The following is a 17,548-nucleotide window of genomic DNA, read 5'->3' on the forward strand; positions in this document are numbered from 1 at the left end:
CGCCCCGCCCATGGTTCAGCGCAGCGTGTAGGCGATCACATAATCGCCCCGGTCGGGCGACTGGCGCGCGCCGCCTGCCGTCACGACCACATATTGCTTGCCGCTCTTGGGCGACTTGTAGCTCATCGGGCCGCCCTGGCTGCCGACCGGCAGGCGGGCCTTCCACACTTCCGCACCGGTCGCCGCGTTGAAGGCGCGCAGATAGAAATCCTGCGTGCCGGCGATGAAGACCAGGCCGCCCTGCGTCGCCAGCGTGCCACCCAGCGTCGGCATGCCGATCGGGATCGGCAGGCCCATGCGGATACCCATCGGCCCGGTGTCGCGCACGGTGCCCACCGGCACCTGCCACTTGATGGCTCGGCTCTTGAGATCGATCGCGGTCAGCGTGCCATAGGGCGGCGCCTGGCAGGGAATGCCGAGTGCCGACAGGAAGCGATCCTTCACCACCGAATAGGGCGTGCCCTTCAGCGGAACGCTGCCCATGCCGGTATTGACCGCTTCGCCCGCGCTGCCCGACTGCCCCTTCTGCGCCGCGGTCTGCGGGAACATCTGCACCCACAGGCCCAGCCGCATGTCGTTGACGAAGATGGTGCCGCTGGTCGGATCGGTCGAGATGCCGCCCCAGTTCATGCCGCCCAGCGATCCGGGGAAGCTCAGCGACTTGTCGGTGCCCGGCGCGGTGTACAGCCCCTCATAGCGCATGCCCTTGAAGGCGATGCGGCAGAGCAACTGGTCGAACGGGGTCGCGCCCCACATGTCCGCCTCGGTCAGCGGACCGACGCCGATCTGCGGCATGCCAAGCGACTTGGGCTGGGTCAGCGAATAGGGCTCGCCTGGAATGTTCGCAGGCTTGACCGGCACTTCCTTGACGTCGGTGAGCGGCTTGCCGGTGGCGCGATCGAGCACATAGACCTGCCCGGCCTTGGTGCCGAAGACCAAAGCCGGCACCTTCTGGGCGGCATCGACGGGAAAGTCTACGAAGCTCGGCTGCATCGGCAGGTCGAAGTCCCAAAGGTCGTTATGGACCGTCTGGAAATGCCATTTCTCGCGGCCGGTGGTGGCGTCGAGCGCCAGCATCGACGCACCATATGTGTGATCGAGCGCGCTGCGGGTGACGCCATAGAGATCGACCGAGGCGCTGCCGACCGGCATGAACACGGTGTTGGACGCCGGATCATAGGACATGGCAGCCCAGACATTGGGGGTAGAGCGGGTGTAGCTCTTGCCCGCCGGCGGGGTGCCGGTGATGGCCGGATTGCCCGGATCGAAGGCCCAGCGTAGCTTGCCCGTAATGACGTCGAAGCCGCGCATCACGCCTCCGGGCATGTCGACCTGGACATTGTCGGCGACGCGGCCACCGACCACGACGGTCGTGCCGGCCAGCGTCGGCGCGGAGGTGAGCTGATATTGGGGATCGGGTGCATCGCCGAGGCCGGCCTTCAGGTCGACCCGGCCATTGGTGCCGAAATCGGCGCAATATTTGCCGGTGTCGGCATCCAGCGCAATCAGTTCGGCATTGATCGTGTTCATCAGGATGCGGCGCTGGCAGGCGGCGCCCGTCGGCACCGTCACGGCGGTCACCGGCGTCGCGCCGGGCAGGCTGGGCTGCTGGATCGGCGCATGGGCGTCGAAATAGGCAAGGCCCCGGCAGCGCATCCAGACCGATGCCCTGGCATTGATCAGCGTCTTCCACTTCTCGCGCCCGGTATCGGCGTCAAGGGCGATGACATTATTATGCGGGGTGCAGATGAACAGCGTGTCGCCGACCTGCAGCGGGGTATTCTGGTCCTCGGCACCATTGCCGTCGCTCTGGGCGATGTCACCGGTGCGATAGGTCCAGGCGACCTTGAGCTTGTTCACATTGTCGCGGGTGATCTGATCGAGCGCGACGAAACGGCTGCCACCTGGCGTATTGCCATAGGCGGTCCAGTCCTTCTGCTCGCGCGCCGGATCGACCGGCACCAGCGAAGCCACCTGCCCGGCAAAGGGCACGGTCGGATGGACCATGAACATGCCGGCCGCACCGGCCGCCGAACCCAGGCCGACCAGCGTTGCCATCAGCAATGCAGGCCGCCAGGCGGGCGCAGAACCGTCGCCGCGCCGCAGCAGCGGATAGGAGAGCGCAACGACGGTCGCGCCGACACCCATCGCCAACAGGCGGGAAATGAGCGGCCAGAAGCTGAAGCCGACTTCCCACAGCGCCCAGAGGACCGTCACCAGGAAGGTGGCGCCGAACAGCAGGCCGCCGCTGGTCTTGCGCAGGGCGATGAGGCCGCCCGCAAAAACCAGCGCAATGCCGGCGATCAGGAAATAGGGACTACCGCCCAGGCTGACGAGCTTGCCGCCGCCGATGGCGAAAAAGAGGCCAGCGGCAAGGATCACCGCCCCCAACAGAAGCAGCCAACCGCGAACGAGCGGCTGGCCGTGCATTTTCGTGCCTGACACGCGGCACCTCCTTCATCTCTTTTGGTCGTCGGAGAGCGGTGCCCACGGGTCCACAGGCCGATCGAGTCGCCCAGCCCTGACGGCTGCGACATTGTGTACCATTTAGTACACTCCTGCCTCGCTGGCAAGTTGGGCGCTAATCCTGCGAGGGACGTCCGATGCCGCTGAGGGTTTCCCACAGCGATACGTTATCCCCGGCATGAGCCCATGGGATCGCAGCCCAGCATTTTCCGCGACTTGCACAGATATCGTTGAGGTTTGGCCAACTGCTAGGGTTTTGGGGGTTTCGATGAACCTGGACGAAACTGACCGGAAGATATTGAACAAGCTTCAGATCGATGGTCGCATAACCAACCAGGATCTGGCCAAGCATTGCAACCTCTCGCCATCGGCCTGTTTCGACCGGACCCGCAAGCTGCGGGACAATGGCTATATCTCTTCCTATGTCGCGCTGCTCGATCCGCACCTCAACCAGCGGCCGCTGCTGATCTTCATCGAAGTGCTGCTCAACCGCACCACCGGCGACATCTTCCGCCAGTTTGCCGAAGCGACACGGCGGCAGCGGGACATATTGGAATGCCATATGGTGGCCGGCGGCTTCGACTATCTGATCAAGGTCCGGATGAAGGACATGGCCGCCTATCGGAAATTCCTGGCCGAGGAACTGGTCGACATGCCCGGCGTGCGCGAGACGCGGACCTATGCGGTGCTGGAAGAGGTCAAGTCGACGACGGCGCTGCCGCTGTGACATGAAAGCGGCGCCCTTTCCCAGAGCGCCGCTTTCGATCCATTACATGGCGTTGGGATTGGCCGGGCCGGCGCCAGTCTGGCCGGTGCGCGCCTTTTCCGCCTTCACCATCTCGGCCACTTCGGCCAGCAGCTTTTTGGCGTCATAGACGATGCCATCCTTGATCGTGTAGCTGACGCCGCCGACCATTTCCTGCTTGTTGGTTTCCGGGTTCAGGCGCGAATGACCGGTGCCATAGAGGGTATTGAGATTGGCCAGCGGGTTTTCCTTGGTAATCACCATGTCGGCCAGCATGCCGACGCGCAGCACGCCGGTCGGCGGCGCCATGCCCTTGGGCTCATAGAGGGTCTGCGAACCCCACATGGTGGCCGAGCGCATGATTTCCAGCGGCGAGAAGCCGGCTTCCCGCAGCAGTTCCAGTTCCTCGATATAGGCGAAGCCATAGACTTTGTAGATGAAGCCGGAGTCGGTGCCGACCGTCACCCGGCCACCGATATTCTTATAGTCGTTCACCAGCTTGAAATAGTTGTTGTAGAATTTCTTCCACGCAAACTCGTTCTCGGTGCCCCAGTCGTAGAAATAGGAACCGTGATTGTCGCGGGTCGACTGGAAATAGGCCCAGAGCTGCGGCGTGGTGTAGAGATTTTGCCAGTCGGCATTACGCGCCCGCATCAGGTCGCGGGATGCGGCATAGATGTTCATCGTCGGGTCGAAGGTGACATGCTTCTCCTTCTGATGCTTCAGATAATCCCACCAGCGTTCGGATTCCGGCTCGACCGTCTGGTTCCAGATTTCCGCCACCTCGCCGAAGCGATGCTGTTCGTTGTTATAGTCATAGTCGGACGGGAAGCGCTGGATCGTCCCGTCCTTCAGCAGAGATTCGAAATGGCCATAATAATGGGTGACGGTATCCAGCCCCGCCTCGGCCGCGTCATAGGCGTTGAAATTGGCGACGCCGGTCTGTGACAGATGGGCCGTGGTGCCCATCTTGTTCTTGTGTGCCTCGTCGATGGCGGCGGCGATGATCTGCGGCGTTTCCTCGGGTCGATTGAAGAATTTGATGCCGTCGATGTTATGAGCCGCGGCCCATTTGACCCAGGCGCGCGCCTTGTCCGGGCTGTCGATCGGCCCGCCGTCCCAGCCGGCGCCCAATGTCTGATAGTTGAAGATGCGCGGCGCAGCGATCTCGTTGGCGGCGGAGCGGTTCTTTTCCGAACTGGCCACGACCGGATCGGCCAGCGGCACGCCGCGCACCGTGGTCACGCCATGGGCCAGCCACAGCTTGTAGGCATAGCTCATGTCCGGCGCCTTGTCGCTGGCGGGGGTGTGGACATGCATGTCGTTGAAACCGGGCATCACATACATGCCGGTCGCGTCGATCTCATAATCGGCGTCGGTCGGCGCACGCCCCTTCGCCTGCGGCAGGCCGGGCCAGCCGGCCTGGGTGATCGCGGTGATCTTGTTGCCTTCCACCACGATGTCATAGGGGCCGCGCGGCGGCGCGCCGGTGCCGTCGATCAGGGTCGCGCCACGGATCACCAGCTTGCGGAAGGGGCCGACATTGTCAGCGCTGCCGCGCGCCGGCGCGGGCACAAAGGTCGGCTTCTTGCCGTTGACGATGCCGGCCGCGCCGCCGACATACCATTCGTCCGGATCATGCGCCTGGGAAGCGCTGGCGACCGTCATGAGGGCGAGCGCAGCAAGGCCCGACCGGATCAGCATCTTGTTCTTCATTCTTTTCCCGTCCCTGTTGAATTATCACGCCCCGCCCCGTCAGGGATGGGGTAGCCCCTGTTCCGGCATGCCCATGCGCCGCTTTTCCGCAACGACCATGTCCGCGACATCCGCCAGCAATTTCTTCGCGTCATAGACGATGCCGTCCTTGACCGTGTAGCTGACGCCGCCCACCCGCTCGAGTCGCTGGGTCTGTTCGTTGAGGCGCAGCGTGCCGGTGCCGTAGAGCGTCTTGAAATTCTGCAGCGGATTTTCCTTGAGGATGACGAGATCCGCCAGCTTGCCGACGCGGACCGTGCCGATCGGTGGCACTTCACCCCTGGGATCATAGAGCGTCAGCGCGCCGTTCAGCGTCGCCGACTGGATCACCTGCGACGGATTGAAGCCCGCTTCCTGCAGCAGCTCCAGTTCCTGGACATAGCCAAAGCCATAGGGCTTGAAGATGAAGCCGGAGTCCGAGCCGGTGGTCACGCGCCCGCCGATATTCTTGTAGTCGTTAATCAGGCGCATATATTTGTGGTAGAAATTCCGCCACTTAACCTCGATCGCGGTGGTCCAGTCATAGAAATAGGAGCCGTGATTCTCGCGCGAGGACATGTAGAAATCCCACAGCTGCGGCATGGTATATTTGTCGTGCCAGTCGGCATTGCGCGCCAACATCAGATCGCGGCCGGCGGCATAGATGGTCATGGTGGGATCGAAGGTGACATGATTGGCCTTCTGATGTTCCAGATAGGCCCACCAGCGGTCCGATCCCGGCTCGACGCTTTCTTCCGCCAGATTGGCGACATTGCCGAACCGATCCTGCTCGTCGGCATAATTATAGTCGACCGGCCAGTTCTGGACCGGGCCATTCTTCAGCAGGGATTCGAAATGGCCGTAGAAATGGGTGACGGTGCCCAGGCCTGCGTCGCCCGCCTGTTCGGCGTTCATGCGCCCCACGCCGATCTGCGACAGATGCGCCGTGGTGCCGAGCTTCAGCTTCTTCGCCTCGTCCATGATGGCGGCCATCACTTCGGACGGCTGGTCCGGATCGTCCAGCAGCTTGATGCCGTCGATCCCCTGCTTGGCCGCCCATTGCACCCAGGCGCGGGCCTTTTCGGGCGTATTGGTGCGGCCACCGGTCCAGCCCTTGCCCTGGCCAGGACGCTGATAGGCGAAGATGCGCGGCGCAACGATCTCGTTACGGGCGGAGCGTGCCCGTTCGCTCAGGGACACTTCCATCGGCGCAAGGTCGACGCCGCGCACCGCGGTGACGCCATGGGCGAGCCACAGCTTGTAGGAATAGGACAGGTCCGGCGCCTTATCGTCGGTCGAGCCATGGACATGCATGTCGATGAAGCCGGGCGTCACGAACATGCCGGTCGCGTCCAGTTCATAATCGGCGTCGGTCGGCGCGCGTCCCGTCTTGAACGGCAGGCCGGGCGTTCCGGCCGGCAATATGTCGGCGATGACGTCATTTTCGATCACGATGTCGACCGGGCCGCGCGGCGGCGCGCCGCTGCCGTCGATCAGGGTGACGCCGCGGATCACCATCTTGCGGAACGGGCCGGCGCCTTCGCCGGCAGCGCGCGCCGGTGCGGGATTGGCGCCGGCGCGTGGCTTGATCGCTTCCACAGGCGCCTTGGCAGGCTGGGCGATCGCCCCGCCGGCAGCCAGTGCGAGCAGTGAAAGGCCGGCGAAACACATGTGTCGCTTGAACATATCATCCCCCTGTATCGATCACGGGGCCGCCAAAAGGCCCCCGAAAAGGGAGGCGACCGACAGGCCGCCTCCGTGCCAGGCGATCAGAACTTCTTGGTGAGGTTGATGCCGTAGGTGCGCGGCGGTGCGGTAAACACCACCGTCTTGCCGCCGGTGTTGCTGCTGGAGCTGGAACTGACCACTGCCAGTTCGTTGAACAGATTGTTCACGAACAAATGGGCGCCCCAATTATTGTCGCTGGCCTGCACGCCCAGGCGCAGGTTGGTCAGCGTATAATCGTCCAGCCGGCGCCGATAGGTGTCGGTCGGGCTGATCGTGCTGTAGGAACTGCCATTATAGGTGAGGTCGGTGCGGATGACGGCATCCATCGCATCGGTCAGCATATGTTTATATTCGGCCGAGCCGCCGAAATTCCATTTCGGCACATTGGCAAGCCGGTCGCCCTTGCGGCCCGCCGCCACAACGATGGTGCTGACCTGATCCTCGGTCAGCTTGGCATTGGTGTAGGAACCGTTCGCGCTGAAGCTGATACCGGCGATCTCGGTGGAAAATTCCGCCTCGACGCCGCGAATGCGCGAGGCGCCGACGTTGGAGATGAGGCCGAAGACCGATCCCGTGCCCGCCGTGCGGGCAGACACCTGCATGTTGCTCCAGTCGATCTGATAGGCTGCCATGTTGAGATAGGTGCGCGGCAGGATCTTGCTCTTGAAGCCCAGTTCATAGTTCCACAGGCTGTCCGATGTGTAGGCGGCCAGCGCCGCCGACAGGCCGATCACCTGGTTGACGCCGCCCGGCCGGAAGCCCTGCGCGGCCTGGGCATAGACCATGACATCCGGTGTCGCCTGATAGGAGATGTTGAACTTGGTGAGCACGCCGTCTTCGGACGATTCCGCTTCGGTGTAGGGCGTGACGACCGAGGCATAATGTTCCTGGCCGATGTCGATCCGGCCGCCGACCGTCTTCTTGTAATCATAATAGCGCGCGCCAGCAGTCAGCGTCAGCTTGTCGAACAGCTTGTAGGAGATTTCGGCAAAGGCCGCCTTCTGCTTCAGCTTGTCGTTGATGGTGCGGTCATAGGCGAGATTGTCGATATCGTCGGGATCGTAGAGGAAGCCCGTTTCTGGATTGGCCTTGAGCAGGGTGGAGCGCACCACCGTCTTGCGATCCTCGCTGAACAGGCCGACGGTCCAGTTGAGCGGACCGTCGCCGGTCGAACTCAGGCGGATTTCGTTGAGCCAGTTCTTGACGGTTTGCGGCTGGTACAGGCTGGACGACAGCAGGGCACGGGTGTCGGACAGATAATCGGCCAGCACATCGGCGGAGCAGGCGGCGCCATTGCCGCGATAGGTCTGGCAGCGGGCCGCCGTGTCGCGGCCGTTGAAGGTATCGCTGACATCGCCGACGACGATGCGGTCGCGGTCGGTGTAAGTGGTGATGGCGGTCAGCGCGACCGGGCCGAAATCATAGTTCAGCGTCGCGTTATAGATGCGGTTGGTGTCGTAATTGCCCGATTCCGATCGCGCGTCGGTGGTCCAGCGCTTGCCGGTTTCGGCATACCAGCGCGGCGACTCCCCCGATGCCTTCTCGTAATTGGCGCTCAGGTCCAGCGTCAGCGCCTCGGTCGGCGTGAAGCGCAGCATGATGCGCCCGCCATAGGTGTAGGGATCGTTGATATTCTTGTAGCCATAATAGCTGTTGTCGACATAGCCCGCGACCTGGGTGGCGTTGCCGACGATGCGGATGGCCAGTTTGTCCTCGATCAGCGGGAGGTTCAGCATCCCGTCAAAGGAGGCTCCCATCGATCCGCCCTCGACCGCCGACATGGTGCTGGCGAAGGCCGCCTCGATCCGGTCAGTCCTCGGTTTGTTGAAGATGATGCGCAGCGTGCCGCCCATCGAGCCCGAGCCATAGAGCGTGCCCTGCGGCCCGCGCAGCACTTCGGCGCGCTCCACGTCGAAGATGCGGAAATCGGGCGTGGCGCCGGCGGCGTCGCTGGTGGTGCCGACCGAACCGGATACCGGCGCTTCGTCATAATAGACGCCGACCGTCGGTTCGCCGGCCGCCGTGACGCCGCGCAGGATGACGCGCCGGTTGCCGGGGCCACCATCGACGATGCGCAGGCTGGGCGTATCGCGGGTCAGTTCGGTGAAGCTGCTGGTGCCCGCCGCTTCCAGGCTGGCGCCGGTGACTGCGGTAATGGCGATCGGCGTGTCCTGAACGCGGGTGTTGCGCTTGAGCGCGGTAACGACGATTTCGCCCTGATCCTGTTCCTGGGCCTGTGCAACGCCGCCAGCCATGGCGACCATGCAGGATAATGCACTGCCGGCCTGCAACAGCTTGAGAAGGCGGCCCTTGTGAGATGACAACATAAAAACCCCCTGTTTTTATTTGTTTTCCTCGCCACATTTCTGTTCTTTTCTGGAGGAAACGGTATCAAGGGGGCAGCCGAATGTGTTTCGTAACATTTGACGATTTTGGAAATAATCCGCAGATTATTCGGTGATTACGGTAAAATGCCGATGATCTTGCGAACGGGAATCGCGGACGCCGATCCGGCAACGGGCATCTGGCCTGATCGCGATTTGTGCCATGACGCCCCGCGCCCGCTCAAGGGCGCAACACCCATCCGCCATCGACATGGATCGTCTGGCCAGTGATCCAGCGCCCCGCGTCCGAACAGAGCAGCAGGGCCGTGCCGACAAGTTCATCCGGCTCGCCGCGCGGGCGCAGGGCACAACTCATCTGCAGGAACTGGATGAACGGGGAATCATCGGGCACCAGCATCTTGCCGGCGTCCGATGTGACATTGCCCGGCGCGATCGCGTTGCTGGTGATATTGTCCTTGCCCAACTGCTTGGCAAGCGTGGTGGTGAGACCCACCAGCGCCAGCTTGGAAATGCCGTAGAGGCCTGTCGCTGGAAACGCCCCGCCCGACGTCTGGTTGATGATCCGTCCGCCACCGCGCGCCCGCATCGAAGGGATCACCGCGCGGGCACAGAGCAGCGCGCCGTTCAAATTGACGGCAAAGGCCCGGTTCCAGGCGTTGAGGCTGACGGCTTCGATATTGTCGTAGCTGATATCGACCATCAGCGCGGCATTGTTGATGAGGATATCGACACCACCAAAGGCATCACTGGCCGCCGTCGCCATGGCCAGCGTCGATGCCTCATCAGCCACATCGACCTTGACGGCAATGGCGCGGTCGCCACCGGCCACAATCTCGTCGGCCACCGCCTGCGCGCCTTCGCCATTGAGGTCAGCGACGACGACTGCGGCACCGGCCGCCGCCAGCCCCAGCGCATAGGCCCGGCCGATGGAGTTACCGCGCCCGCCGGCGCCAGTGACGATCGCGACTTTGCCGTCTAGGCGGAACTGATCAAGGGTGAAGGACATGATTGGATCTCCTGAAAAGGTCAGTCGCCGCAGGCAGCGGATAGGAAGGGCATAGCGGCACGGAACAGGGCCTCCGCACCGGCATCATCGGGCAGGCTGGCCATCAGCAGACCGACATCCTTGCGCAGCAGCGGCGCGCCATGGGCAAAGGCGCCGGGCGTCGGCAGGCGGGCATAGACCTCGAAGCCGAAGCTCCGACCGCTGCTCGCCTTGATGAGGTCGCGCAGGGCTGCGCCATCCAGGTCCAGCGCCCTGCCCGCCTCCATCGCGGCATGGGCCAGCCCCATATTGGCCGCCATCAGCGCGTTGTTGACGATCTTCGCCCGTTGCCCGGCGCCGACATCGCCCATCCGCACGATCAGGCCGCCAAAGCTTTCCAGCACCGGCCGGGCGGCCTCGAAGACATCGACCGCACCACCGCACATCAGGGTCAAGGTGCCGGCCGCCGCGGCCGGGCCGCCGCCGCTGACCGGCGCATCGAGGAAGGCGACACCGTGTTCCGCGCAGCGTTCGGCCAGCGCCACGCAATGGTCGGGCAATATCGTCGAATGGATGACGATCCGGCTGCCCGGTCGCATCGCGGGCAGCAATTGTCCGACGATCTCCGCCACGCCGGCGTCATCGACGACGCAGATGCCGACATGATCGCAGGTCGCACCCAATGTCGCGATGTCCGGCGCTGCTGTGGCGCCCTTTTCCAGAAAGGGCGTCAGCGCGTCCGCGCGCCTGGCCCAGAGCATGAGCGGATAGCCAGCGGCAGCGATCCGTTCAGCCATGGGGCCGCCCTGGCTACCCAGGCCGATGAATCCGATCCGTTCCATCCCGCTCATCCTGCGGTGATCCCGGCATCGATCGAGATGCAATTGCCATGGAAGCCACGTCCTGCCGGCGAGGCAAGCAGTGCGACCATGTCGGCGACATCATCGACCTCGACCGTGCCGCGCATCCCGGAAAAGCGCTTGAGCAATTCGAAGTCACAGCCTTCGGGCGGTCGGAAATTGGTGGCGATGTTGGTGATCATGCCGCCGGGCGCGACGGCGTTGATACGGATCGGCTGCTTCTGATACTCCATCGCCATTGCCTTGGTGAGGTTGAGGAGGCCGGCTTTCGACGCGCAATAGGCGGCGGCATAAGCCTCGCCGATGAAGGCGGCCGAGGAAACGACATTCACGATCGCGCCATTCGCCTTCAGCAGATGCGGGATTGCCGCCTGCGACAGCAGGAAGGGCGCGGTCAGATTGACCGCCAGCGTCTTGTCCCACAGCGGCTTGGGCATGTCGGGCGAATTGGCGAGATAGATGAGGCCAGCGACATTGCACAGCGCATCGAACTGACCATAATGAGCGACAGCGGCATCGACTGCCGCGTGGCAGGCCTCGGGATCGGCCAGGTCGACGATCGCAACTTGATGATCGCCTTCGGGAAGCAGGCGTTTCGTCTCGTTCAGCCCTTCGCTATTGACGTCGACCAGCCACAGCCGGGCGCCGGCCTGTGCCAGTTTCACCGCCGTCGCTCGGCCGAGCCCGGACGCGGCCCCCGTCACCAGCGCAACCTTGCCGTCCATATCGATTGCAATGCTCATGGCTTGCCCCCTTCCTTCTCGTTCCACGCCAGGCCCTTGGCGACCTTCCCCGCCATTTCCAGCACCACGCCCTGGATCACCGACGCCTTGGGCCAGCCGGCATGGACCGCATATTGGAGGACGAATTCGTTGAGTTCGGCGGCGGTGCAATTGCCGCTCGCCATGGCTGCGTGGAAATGGCTGGCGATCGGCACGGTGGCCGCCGAGTCCGCAACGCCCACCAGCGTGAGGAAGCGGCGCGACCGCTGATCGAGGCCTGGCCGGCACCACATCTCGCCGAACACGAAGTTCAATATGCCATCCTGCAGATAGGGCAGGCCATTGCCGACGCGCGGGCCATCAAAGGTCATCACCGCGCGAAATTCGGCAAAGCCCTGCTCCATGCGCTGCTGCGCATCCCAGGGTTCGGCCCGGATCGGTGCCAGCACAGCCGGCGCCAGCCCCTGCTCTGCCTCGACCCGATCGATCGCCGCGTCGATTGCGCCACCCTTGTCCCAGCCGGAATAGACCGCGACATGCAGCGCCGCCTCGCGCAATTCGGCCTGGGTCAGTACGCCGGTGGCCAGAGCGCCGCGCACATAGCCGTCCAGCCGGTCGGCGGGCGCATCGGCGCCGGCTGCGGAAGCTAGCGCGATCAGGAAGCGCGCGCGCCGATCCAGCCCCGGACGTGCCCAGATTTCGGCATAGATGAAATCGCGCCAGCTTTCCCCAACCGGTGATCGTGGCGCAGCGCCATCCCGCCCGGTCAGTTCAGCCTGCAGCCTGCTGCCCAACGCGCTGCGCGCTGCGGGATCACGCAGGCTCATTGCCCGCCCTCCGGCGCGGCCATGCTCATCCAGACATTCTTGGGCTGGAGGAATTCATGCAGCCCCTCGACCCCGCCCAGCCGGCCGTGACCACTCTGCTTGAAGCCGCCGAACGGGCAATTGGGCTGCATCGCCTCACCCGAACCGTTCACATGGATCATGCCCGCCTGCAGCTCGCGCGCCAGATGATGGGCGCGGCGCAAATTCTGCGTGTGGACATAGGCGCCCAGACCATAGTCGGTGCCGTTGGCGAGCGCGATCGCCTCTTCCTCCTCCTCGAACGGCGTCACGACCAGGACCGGGCCGAACACCTCATTCCGGGCGATCTCGCACTGGTCCGGCACATCCGCCAGGATCGTCACCGGCAGGAAGAAGCCATCGGAAAAATCGCCGTCCAGTCGCTGGCCGCCCGCGATGATCCGGCCGCCATCGGCGACGCCGCGCGCCACCATCCCGCTGATCCGGTCGAGCGCATTCTGGCTGATCACCGGCCCCAGCACCGTCGCGGGATCGAACGGGTCGCCCGACTGCACATGGCCCGCCATCGCCCCGATCAGGTCGAGATAGCGGTCGTAAATGCCGCGCTGGACCAGCAGCCGCGTGCCGTTGATGCAGCCCTGCCCATTGGAAGAAATCGCTCCAGTCAGCCCTTTCTTCGCCGCGAGCATCAGGTCGGCATCATCGAACACGACCACGGCCGACTTGCCGCCCAATTCCAGGCCAACGGGCTTGAGCGACTGGGCCGCATTGGCCAGCACCTGGCGCGCGGTCGCGCCCGATCCGATGAATTCGATCTTGTCGATGCCAGGATGGCTGACCATCGCCGCCCCGACATCGGCGCCGCCCGTGACCAGGTTGACGACGCCATCCGGCAGGCCCGCCTCATGCAGCAGTTCGACCAGTTGCATGACGCTGTAGGGGGCAAGTTCCGGTGCCTTGATCACCACGCAATTGCCCGCTGCCAGCACCGGCGCCAGCACCATGGTCGCGGCGAACAGCGGCCCGTTCCACGGTACGATGATGCCGATCACACCATAAGGATCATAGCTGACATAATCATGGGCCGGCGCGCCCCACATCGGGATGGTGCGCCCGTGCAGCTTGTCGCACCAGCCACCGAAATAACGGAATTTCTGGGCGGCATCATAGCCCATATAGGGCGCCACCATCGCCACCGATCCATTTTCGGCGATCAGGCTCGGCGCGAAATCCGCCGACTTCGCCTCCAGCAGCGCGGCGATGCGGAACATCAGGTCGCGCCTCTTGTCGCCGGGCATCGCGCGCCATGCCGGAAAGGCCCTGCGCGCGGCGGCGGTGGCCCGGTCGACATCCTCGGCGTCCGCCAGGGCCAGTTCCTGCGTCACCTTGCCGGTGCCGGGATAGACATGGGCGTGGCGCGCCGGCCCGGTGGGCACTTCGCGCTGTCCGCCAATGATGATGGGGTGACGCGGCAATGCGTCGATCACGGGATTCCTGAACGCCATGGCTCTCTCCTTCCGGCGCGGCAAGCGCAGCGGCACCGCTCCAGGACCGGGCGGCGTCTCTTGGGATCGATATTAATGTGCATATTATTAGATCATCAAGGCGATCTCATTCAGTATCGCCCTTGCGAAATTTCTATCAACATGCACATTAATTCATATGAGCCTGATCCAGCAAAATGACCTGACCGAACCGGCGGCCGGCAAGCGGCAGATCGTCCGCCATACCGCCGACGCCCTGCGCCGGCGCATCCTCGCCGCGCCGGCCGGCGAACAGATCGGTTCGCTACAGACCCTCGCCCGCGAGTTGGAAGTGGGCATCGTCACGGTCCAGCAGGCTGCACGCATCCTGGAGCATGAGGGCTTGCTGGAGGTTCGGCGCGGGCCGGGCGGCGGCTATTATGGCCGGCGACCGCAAATGGCCGATCTGGAACGGATGCTGGGCGCCTATCTATGCGGAGAGCCGGGCTCCTGGCGCGAGATACTCGACATCACCTCGCTGCTGTTCAACCGGCTCTGCGCCGCTGCCGCGCGATGCGACGACCGGGCCCTTCACAGGGAATTACTCGATCTGCGCAGTCAGATCGATGCATGCGATAGCATGGACGGGCTCGGCCCGTTGGAAGGCGAACTGCAGGACATATTGTTCAAAATGGTCAGCCAGCCCCTGTTCGAGCTGTTGACCCGTGTCGCGCTAGGGAGCGCGCGCGATGTGGAGCGCGACGGCACCGGGGCCGACATGTTCGACCTCAACATATGGCGCCACGGCCGTCTGCGCATCATCGACGCGATCGCCGATCGCGACCCTGCCCTCGCCCATTTCGAGGCCGATCGGCAAAATCGGCAGGTTCTGGCAACCCTGTGCGCATTCGACCGCGTGTGAAGAAGCATCGCACACCACAAAGCGATGCGTTCGGGTGCCGCCAACAGGCACGCGCCGCTGATGGCGCCTTCATGATCCATGCATCGGCCATTTAGCCACTTTGCCAACTGTGCGACTTTTACATCATTTAGCAAAAAAGCATCGTCGAACAGATATCCACTCGCAATAGCATTGACAATGCGAATAGGTCGCAATAGCAGCCCCTGCAACAATCGAAAGGGGTTCTGAAACAATGGCGAAATATGGAAACACTCCATCCTTCCTCGCACTGAGCTGCGTCGGCGCAATGGCCTTCGCATCCGGCGCGCACGCGCAGGATAATGGCCAGGGCCAGGCACTGGGCGGCGTCACGGTCACCGACACGGCGATCGATGACAGTTCCATCAAGGTGGAAAAGCCCGAATCGCCCAAATATGTTCGCCCCCTGCTCGACACGCCGCAGACCATCACGGTGATCGGCAACCAGACCATCCAGAAGCAGAACCTCCTCACCCTGCGCGACGTGCTGTCCACCGTTCCGGGCATCACCTTCGGCGCGGGCGAAGGCGGCGGCGGCTATGGCGACAGCATCAACCTGCGTGGCCAGAGCGCCAACACCGACATCAGCATCGATGGCGTGCGCGACAGCGCCCAATATAGCCGCACCGACCCGTTCAACCTGGAGCAGATCGAGGTCACCAACGGCGCCAACTCCGTCTATGGTGGTTCGGGCGCGATCGGCGGCAACATCAACCTGGTGACCAAGCGCCCCAAGGCCGACAGCGAAACGCTGGTGCAGGGCGGCATCGGCACGTCCGATTATTATCGCGCGACCATCGACAGCAATGTCCGCGTCAACGAGCAAATCGCCGTGCGCCTCAACGCCATGTATCATGAAAATGACGTCGCCCGGCGCGATGTCGACAGCTACAAGCGCTGGGGCGTGGCCCCCTCGGTCAAGCTGGGCGTGGAAGGGCCGACCTCGCTGACCCTGCTCTACACCCATCAGGAAGACGAGAATACGCCGCTTTACGGCATCCCCTATTACAAGAATGCGATCTATGACGGGCCGCTGCCCGGCGTGCCCTATAGCGGCTATTATGGCTACAAGAATCTCGACAAGCAGGATCAGACGATCGACCAGGCGACGGCGATCTTCGACCATCGTTTCAGCGACCTGCTGTCGGTCCGCAACCTGTCGCGCTGGCAGCGCGTCGAGCAGAATCTGGTCGTCAACCCGCCACAGGGCGCCTATTGCCTCGCCAACGGCACACTGCCGACCGGTGCGGCCTGCGCCGCCGGCCAGGTGCCGGGCATGTATTATCCCAGCGGCCCGCGTGGCGGCTTCCGGGACTCGGTCAACCAGACACTCTACAATCAGCTCGACCTGACCTTCAACATTCCGGGCGGCCATACGCTGGTCATCGGCACCTCGATGCTGCAGGAAGATTACACGCTGGACAATGGCAACGTCCTGCGCAACGCCAACGGCGCCACGCCGAACCCCACGCTCGATCCGATCAGCATCAGCGATCCGAACGGCATCTATACCGGCCCGGTCAACAAGATCCGGTCCGGCCACCAGATGGGCGACCTGTTCAACATCGCGACCTATGCCTTTGCTGCGGCCAAGATCGTCGATGGGCTCGAACTGAATGGCGGCGTCCGCTGGGAGCATAACCGCGCCCGCTTCCGCTCCGACACGATCGCGACCCCCGCCACCGGGGGCGCCTACACCACCGGCCCGCAGCAGAATGCGAGCGACGATCTCTTCTCCTACCGCATCGGCCTCGTCTACAAGCCGGCCGACAATGCCAGCCTCTATGTCGCCTATGCCAACAGCAAGACGCCGACGGCCACCACGGTGCGATCGGGCTGCGGCCTGATCATCACCGGAACCAATGGCTCCAACGACGCCTGCGACGCCAATCCGGAACAAGCAGTCAATTACGAGATCGGCGGCAAGATCGACCTGTTCGATGGCGGCCTTCAGTTGACCGCTGCCCTGTTCCGCAACGAGCGCAAAAATTATCGCGTCACCAGCAATGATCCGTTCGTCGGCGCGCTGCCCGTCAATGATGGCCGCAACCGCGTGAACGGTGTCACCCTGGGCGCCAGCGGCAACATCACCGAAGCCTGGACGATCTTCGCCAACTACACCTATCTCGAAAGCAAGGTCATCCAGAGCGTGTCCAATGCGTGCCTTGCGAGCCCGTGGACGGGCACTGCATCCGGGATCGGATCGGCTACGTCCAACCCGTGCGGCAACAATGTTCTGATCCCCGATGTGCAGAAGGGTCAGGACATGACCAATACGCCCACGCATTCGGGCAGCCTGTTCACCACCTATACCCTGCCCTTCGGGCTGCAACTGGGCTATGGCCTGACCTATCAGGGCAGCTTCGCGCTCAACAATCGCGCCCTGGTCACACCGCTGGTGGCCGGCAGCACGACGATCGGCCCGATCTACCACTCGGACGATTATCTCGTTCACAGGGCGATGCTGTCCTACACCTTCGCGGAGAAGCTGACGGCGCAGCTCAACGTTCAGAACTTCACCAACGAAAAATATTATACCAGCATCCGCAACAATGGCTGGGCCAATCCGGGCGAAGGTCGCTCCTGGGTGCTGACCCTGGGCTACAAGCTCTAACAACCTCTCTCCCCGCCGGGCCGGCCATGCCCTCCTCGACATGGCCCGGTCTGGCGAACGGAACGCCCGCAGCCCGCTGCGGGCGTTCTTTTTTTTGGCCTTCGGGCATGGCGATGGCAGCGCCGCCTGCTAAGGGAAGC

At 63.6% G+C, this 17,548-nt stretch carries 12 protein-coding genes; 3 read left to right on the top strand and 9 right to left on the bottom strand.

What is annotated here, in order from left to right; all coding sequences use genetic code 11:
• Positions 1-15 precede the first annotated feature (15 nt).
• Positions 16-2,430 (bottom strand): membrane-bound PQQ-dependent dehydrogenase, glucose/quinate/shikimate family, encoded by a 2,415-nt coding sequence (locus JQK15_RS07075; RefSeq protein ID WP_214864553.1) that lies wholly within the window; start codon positions 2,428-2,430, stop codon positions 16-18.
• 304 nt (positions 2,431-2,734) lie between these two features.
• Here JQK15_RS07075 and JQK15_RS07080 point away from each other — a divergent pair, with 304 nt between their 5' ends.
• Positions 2,735-3,193 (top strand): Lrp/AsnC ligand binding domain-containing protein, encoded by a 459-nt coding sequence (locus JQK15_RS07080; protein ID WP_017499923.1) that lies wholly within the window; start codon positions 2,735-2,737, stop codon positions 3,191-3,193.
• Positions 3,194-3,235: 42 nt separating this feature from the next.
• On the opposite strand, the gene JQK15_RS07085 is transcribed toward JQK15_RS07080, so the two are convergent.
• From JQK15_RS07085 to JQK15_RS07120, 8 genes are all read right to left on the bottom strand, one after another.
• Positions 3,236-4,927, bottom strand: coding sequence for an amidohydrolase family protein (locus JQK15_RS07085; protein ID WP_214864466.1), 1,692 nt, complete (start codon positions 4,925-4,927; stop codon positions 3,236-3,238).
• A gap of 39 nt (positions 4,928-4,966) precedes the next feature.
• Complete coding sequence (locus JQK15_RS07090) at positions 4,967-6,631, bottom strand: amidohydrolase family protein (RefSeq protein ID WP_502956793.1); 1,665 nt, start codon at positions 6,629-6,631, stop codon at positions 4,967-4,969.
• 83 nt (positions 6,632-6,714) lie between these two features.
• On the bottom strand, positions 6,715-9,000 hold the full coding sequence (locus tag JQK15_RS07095; RefSeq protein ID WP_251007620.1) for a TonB-dependent receptor: 2,286 nt from the start codon (positions 8,998-9,000) through the stop codon (positions 6,715-6,717).
• A gap of 238 nt (positions 9,001-9,238) precedes the next feature.
• On the bottom strand, positions 9,239-10,024 hold the full coding sequence (locus JQK15_RS07100; RefSeq protein WP_214864468.1) for an SDR family oxidoreductase: 786 nt from the start codon (positions 10,022-10,024) through the stop codon (positions 9,239-9,241).
• A 20-nt stretch (positions 10,025-10,044) separates the two neighbouring features.
• Complete coding sequence (locus JQK15_RS07105; RefSeq protein ID WP_214864470.1) at positions 10,045-10,854, bottom strand: NAD(P)-dependent oxidoreductase; 810 nt, start codon at positions 10,852-10,854, stop codon at positions 10,045-10,047.
• On the bottom strand, positions 10,851-11,606 hold the full coding sequence (locus JQK15_RS07110; protein WP_214864473.1) for an SDR family NAD(P)-dependent oxidoreductase: 756 nt from the start codon (positions 11,604-11,606) through the stop codon (positions 10,851-10,853). Before JQK15_RS07110 ends, JQK15_RS07105 begins: the two co-directional genes overlap by 4 nt.
• A complete protein-coding gene (locus tag JQK15_RS07115) occupies positions 11,603-12,412 on the bottom strand; it encodes a carboxymuconolactone decarboxylase family protein (protein WP_214864475.1) in 810 nt (269 codons plus the stop codon). The genes JQK15_RS07110 and JQK15_RS07115 overlap by 4 nt, the downstream gene beginning before the upstream one ends.
• On the bottom strand, positions 12,409-13,896 hold the full coding sequence (locus tag JQK15_RS07120; RefSeq protein ID WP_214864477.1) for an aldehyde dehydrogenase family protein: 1,488 nt from the start codon (positions 13,894-13,896) through the stop codon (positions 12,409-12,411). Before JQK15_RS07120 ends, JQK15_RS07115 begins: the two co-directional genes overlap by 4 nt.
• A gap of 157 nt (positions 13,897-14,053) precedes the next feature.
• Between JQK15_RS07120 and JQK15_RS07125 the strand changes: the two genes are divergently transcribed.
• Positions 14,054-14,776, top strand: a complete 723-nt coding sequence (locus JQK15_RS07125) for a GntR family transcriptional regulator (protein ID WP_214864480.1) — start codon at positions 14,054-14,056, stop codon at positions 14,774-14,776.
• Between the two features lie 232 nt (positions 14,777-15,008).
• A complete protein-coding gene (locus tag JQK15_RS07130; RefSeq protein ID WP_214864482.1) occupies positions 15,009-17,408 on the top strand; it encodes a TonB-dependent receptor in 2,400 nt (799 codons plus the stop codon).
• The last annotated feature ends 140 nt before the right edge of the window (positions 17,409-17,548 follow it).

It is taken from the genome of Sphingobium sp. BHU LFT2 (assembly GCF_018604485.1).
Lineage (GTDB): Bacteria > Pseudomonadota > Alphaproteobacteria > Sphingomonadales > Sphingomonadaceae > Sphingobium > Sphingobium yanoikuyae_A.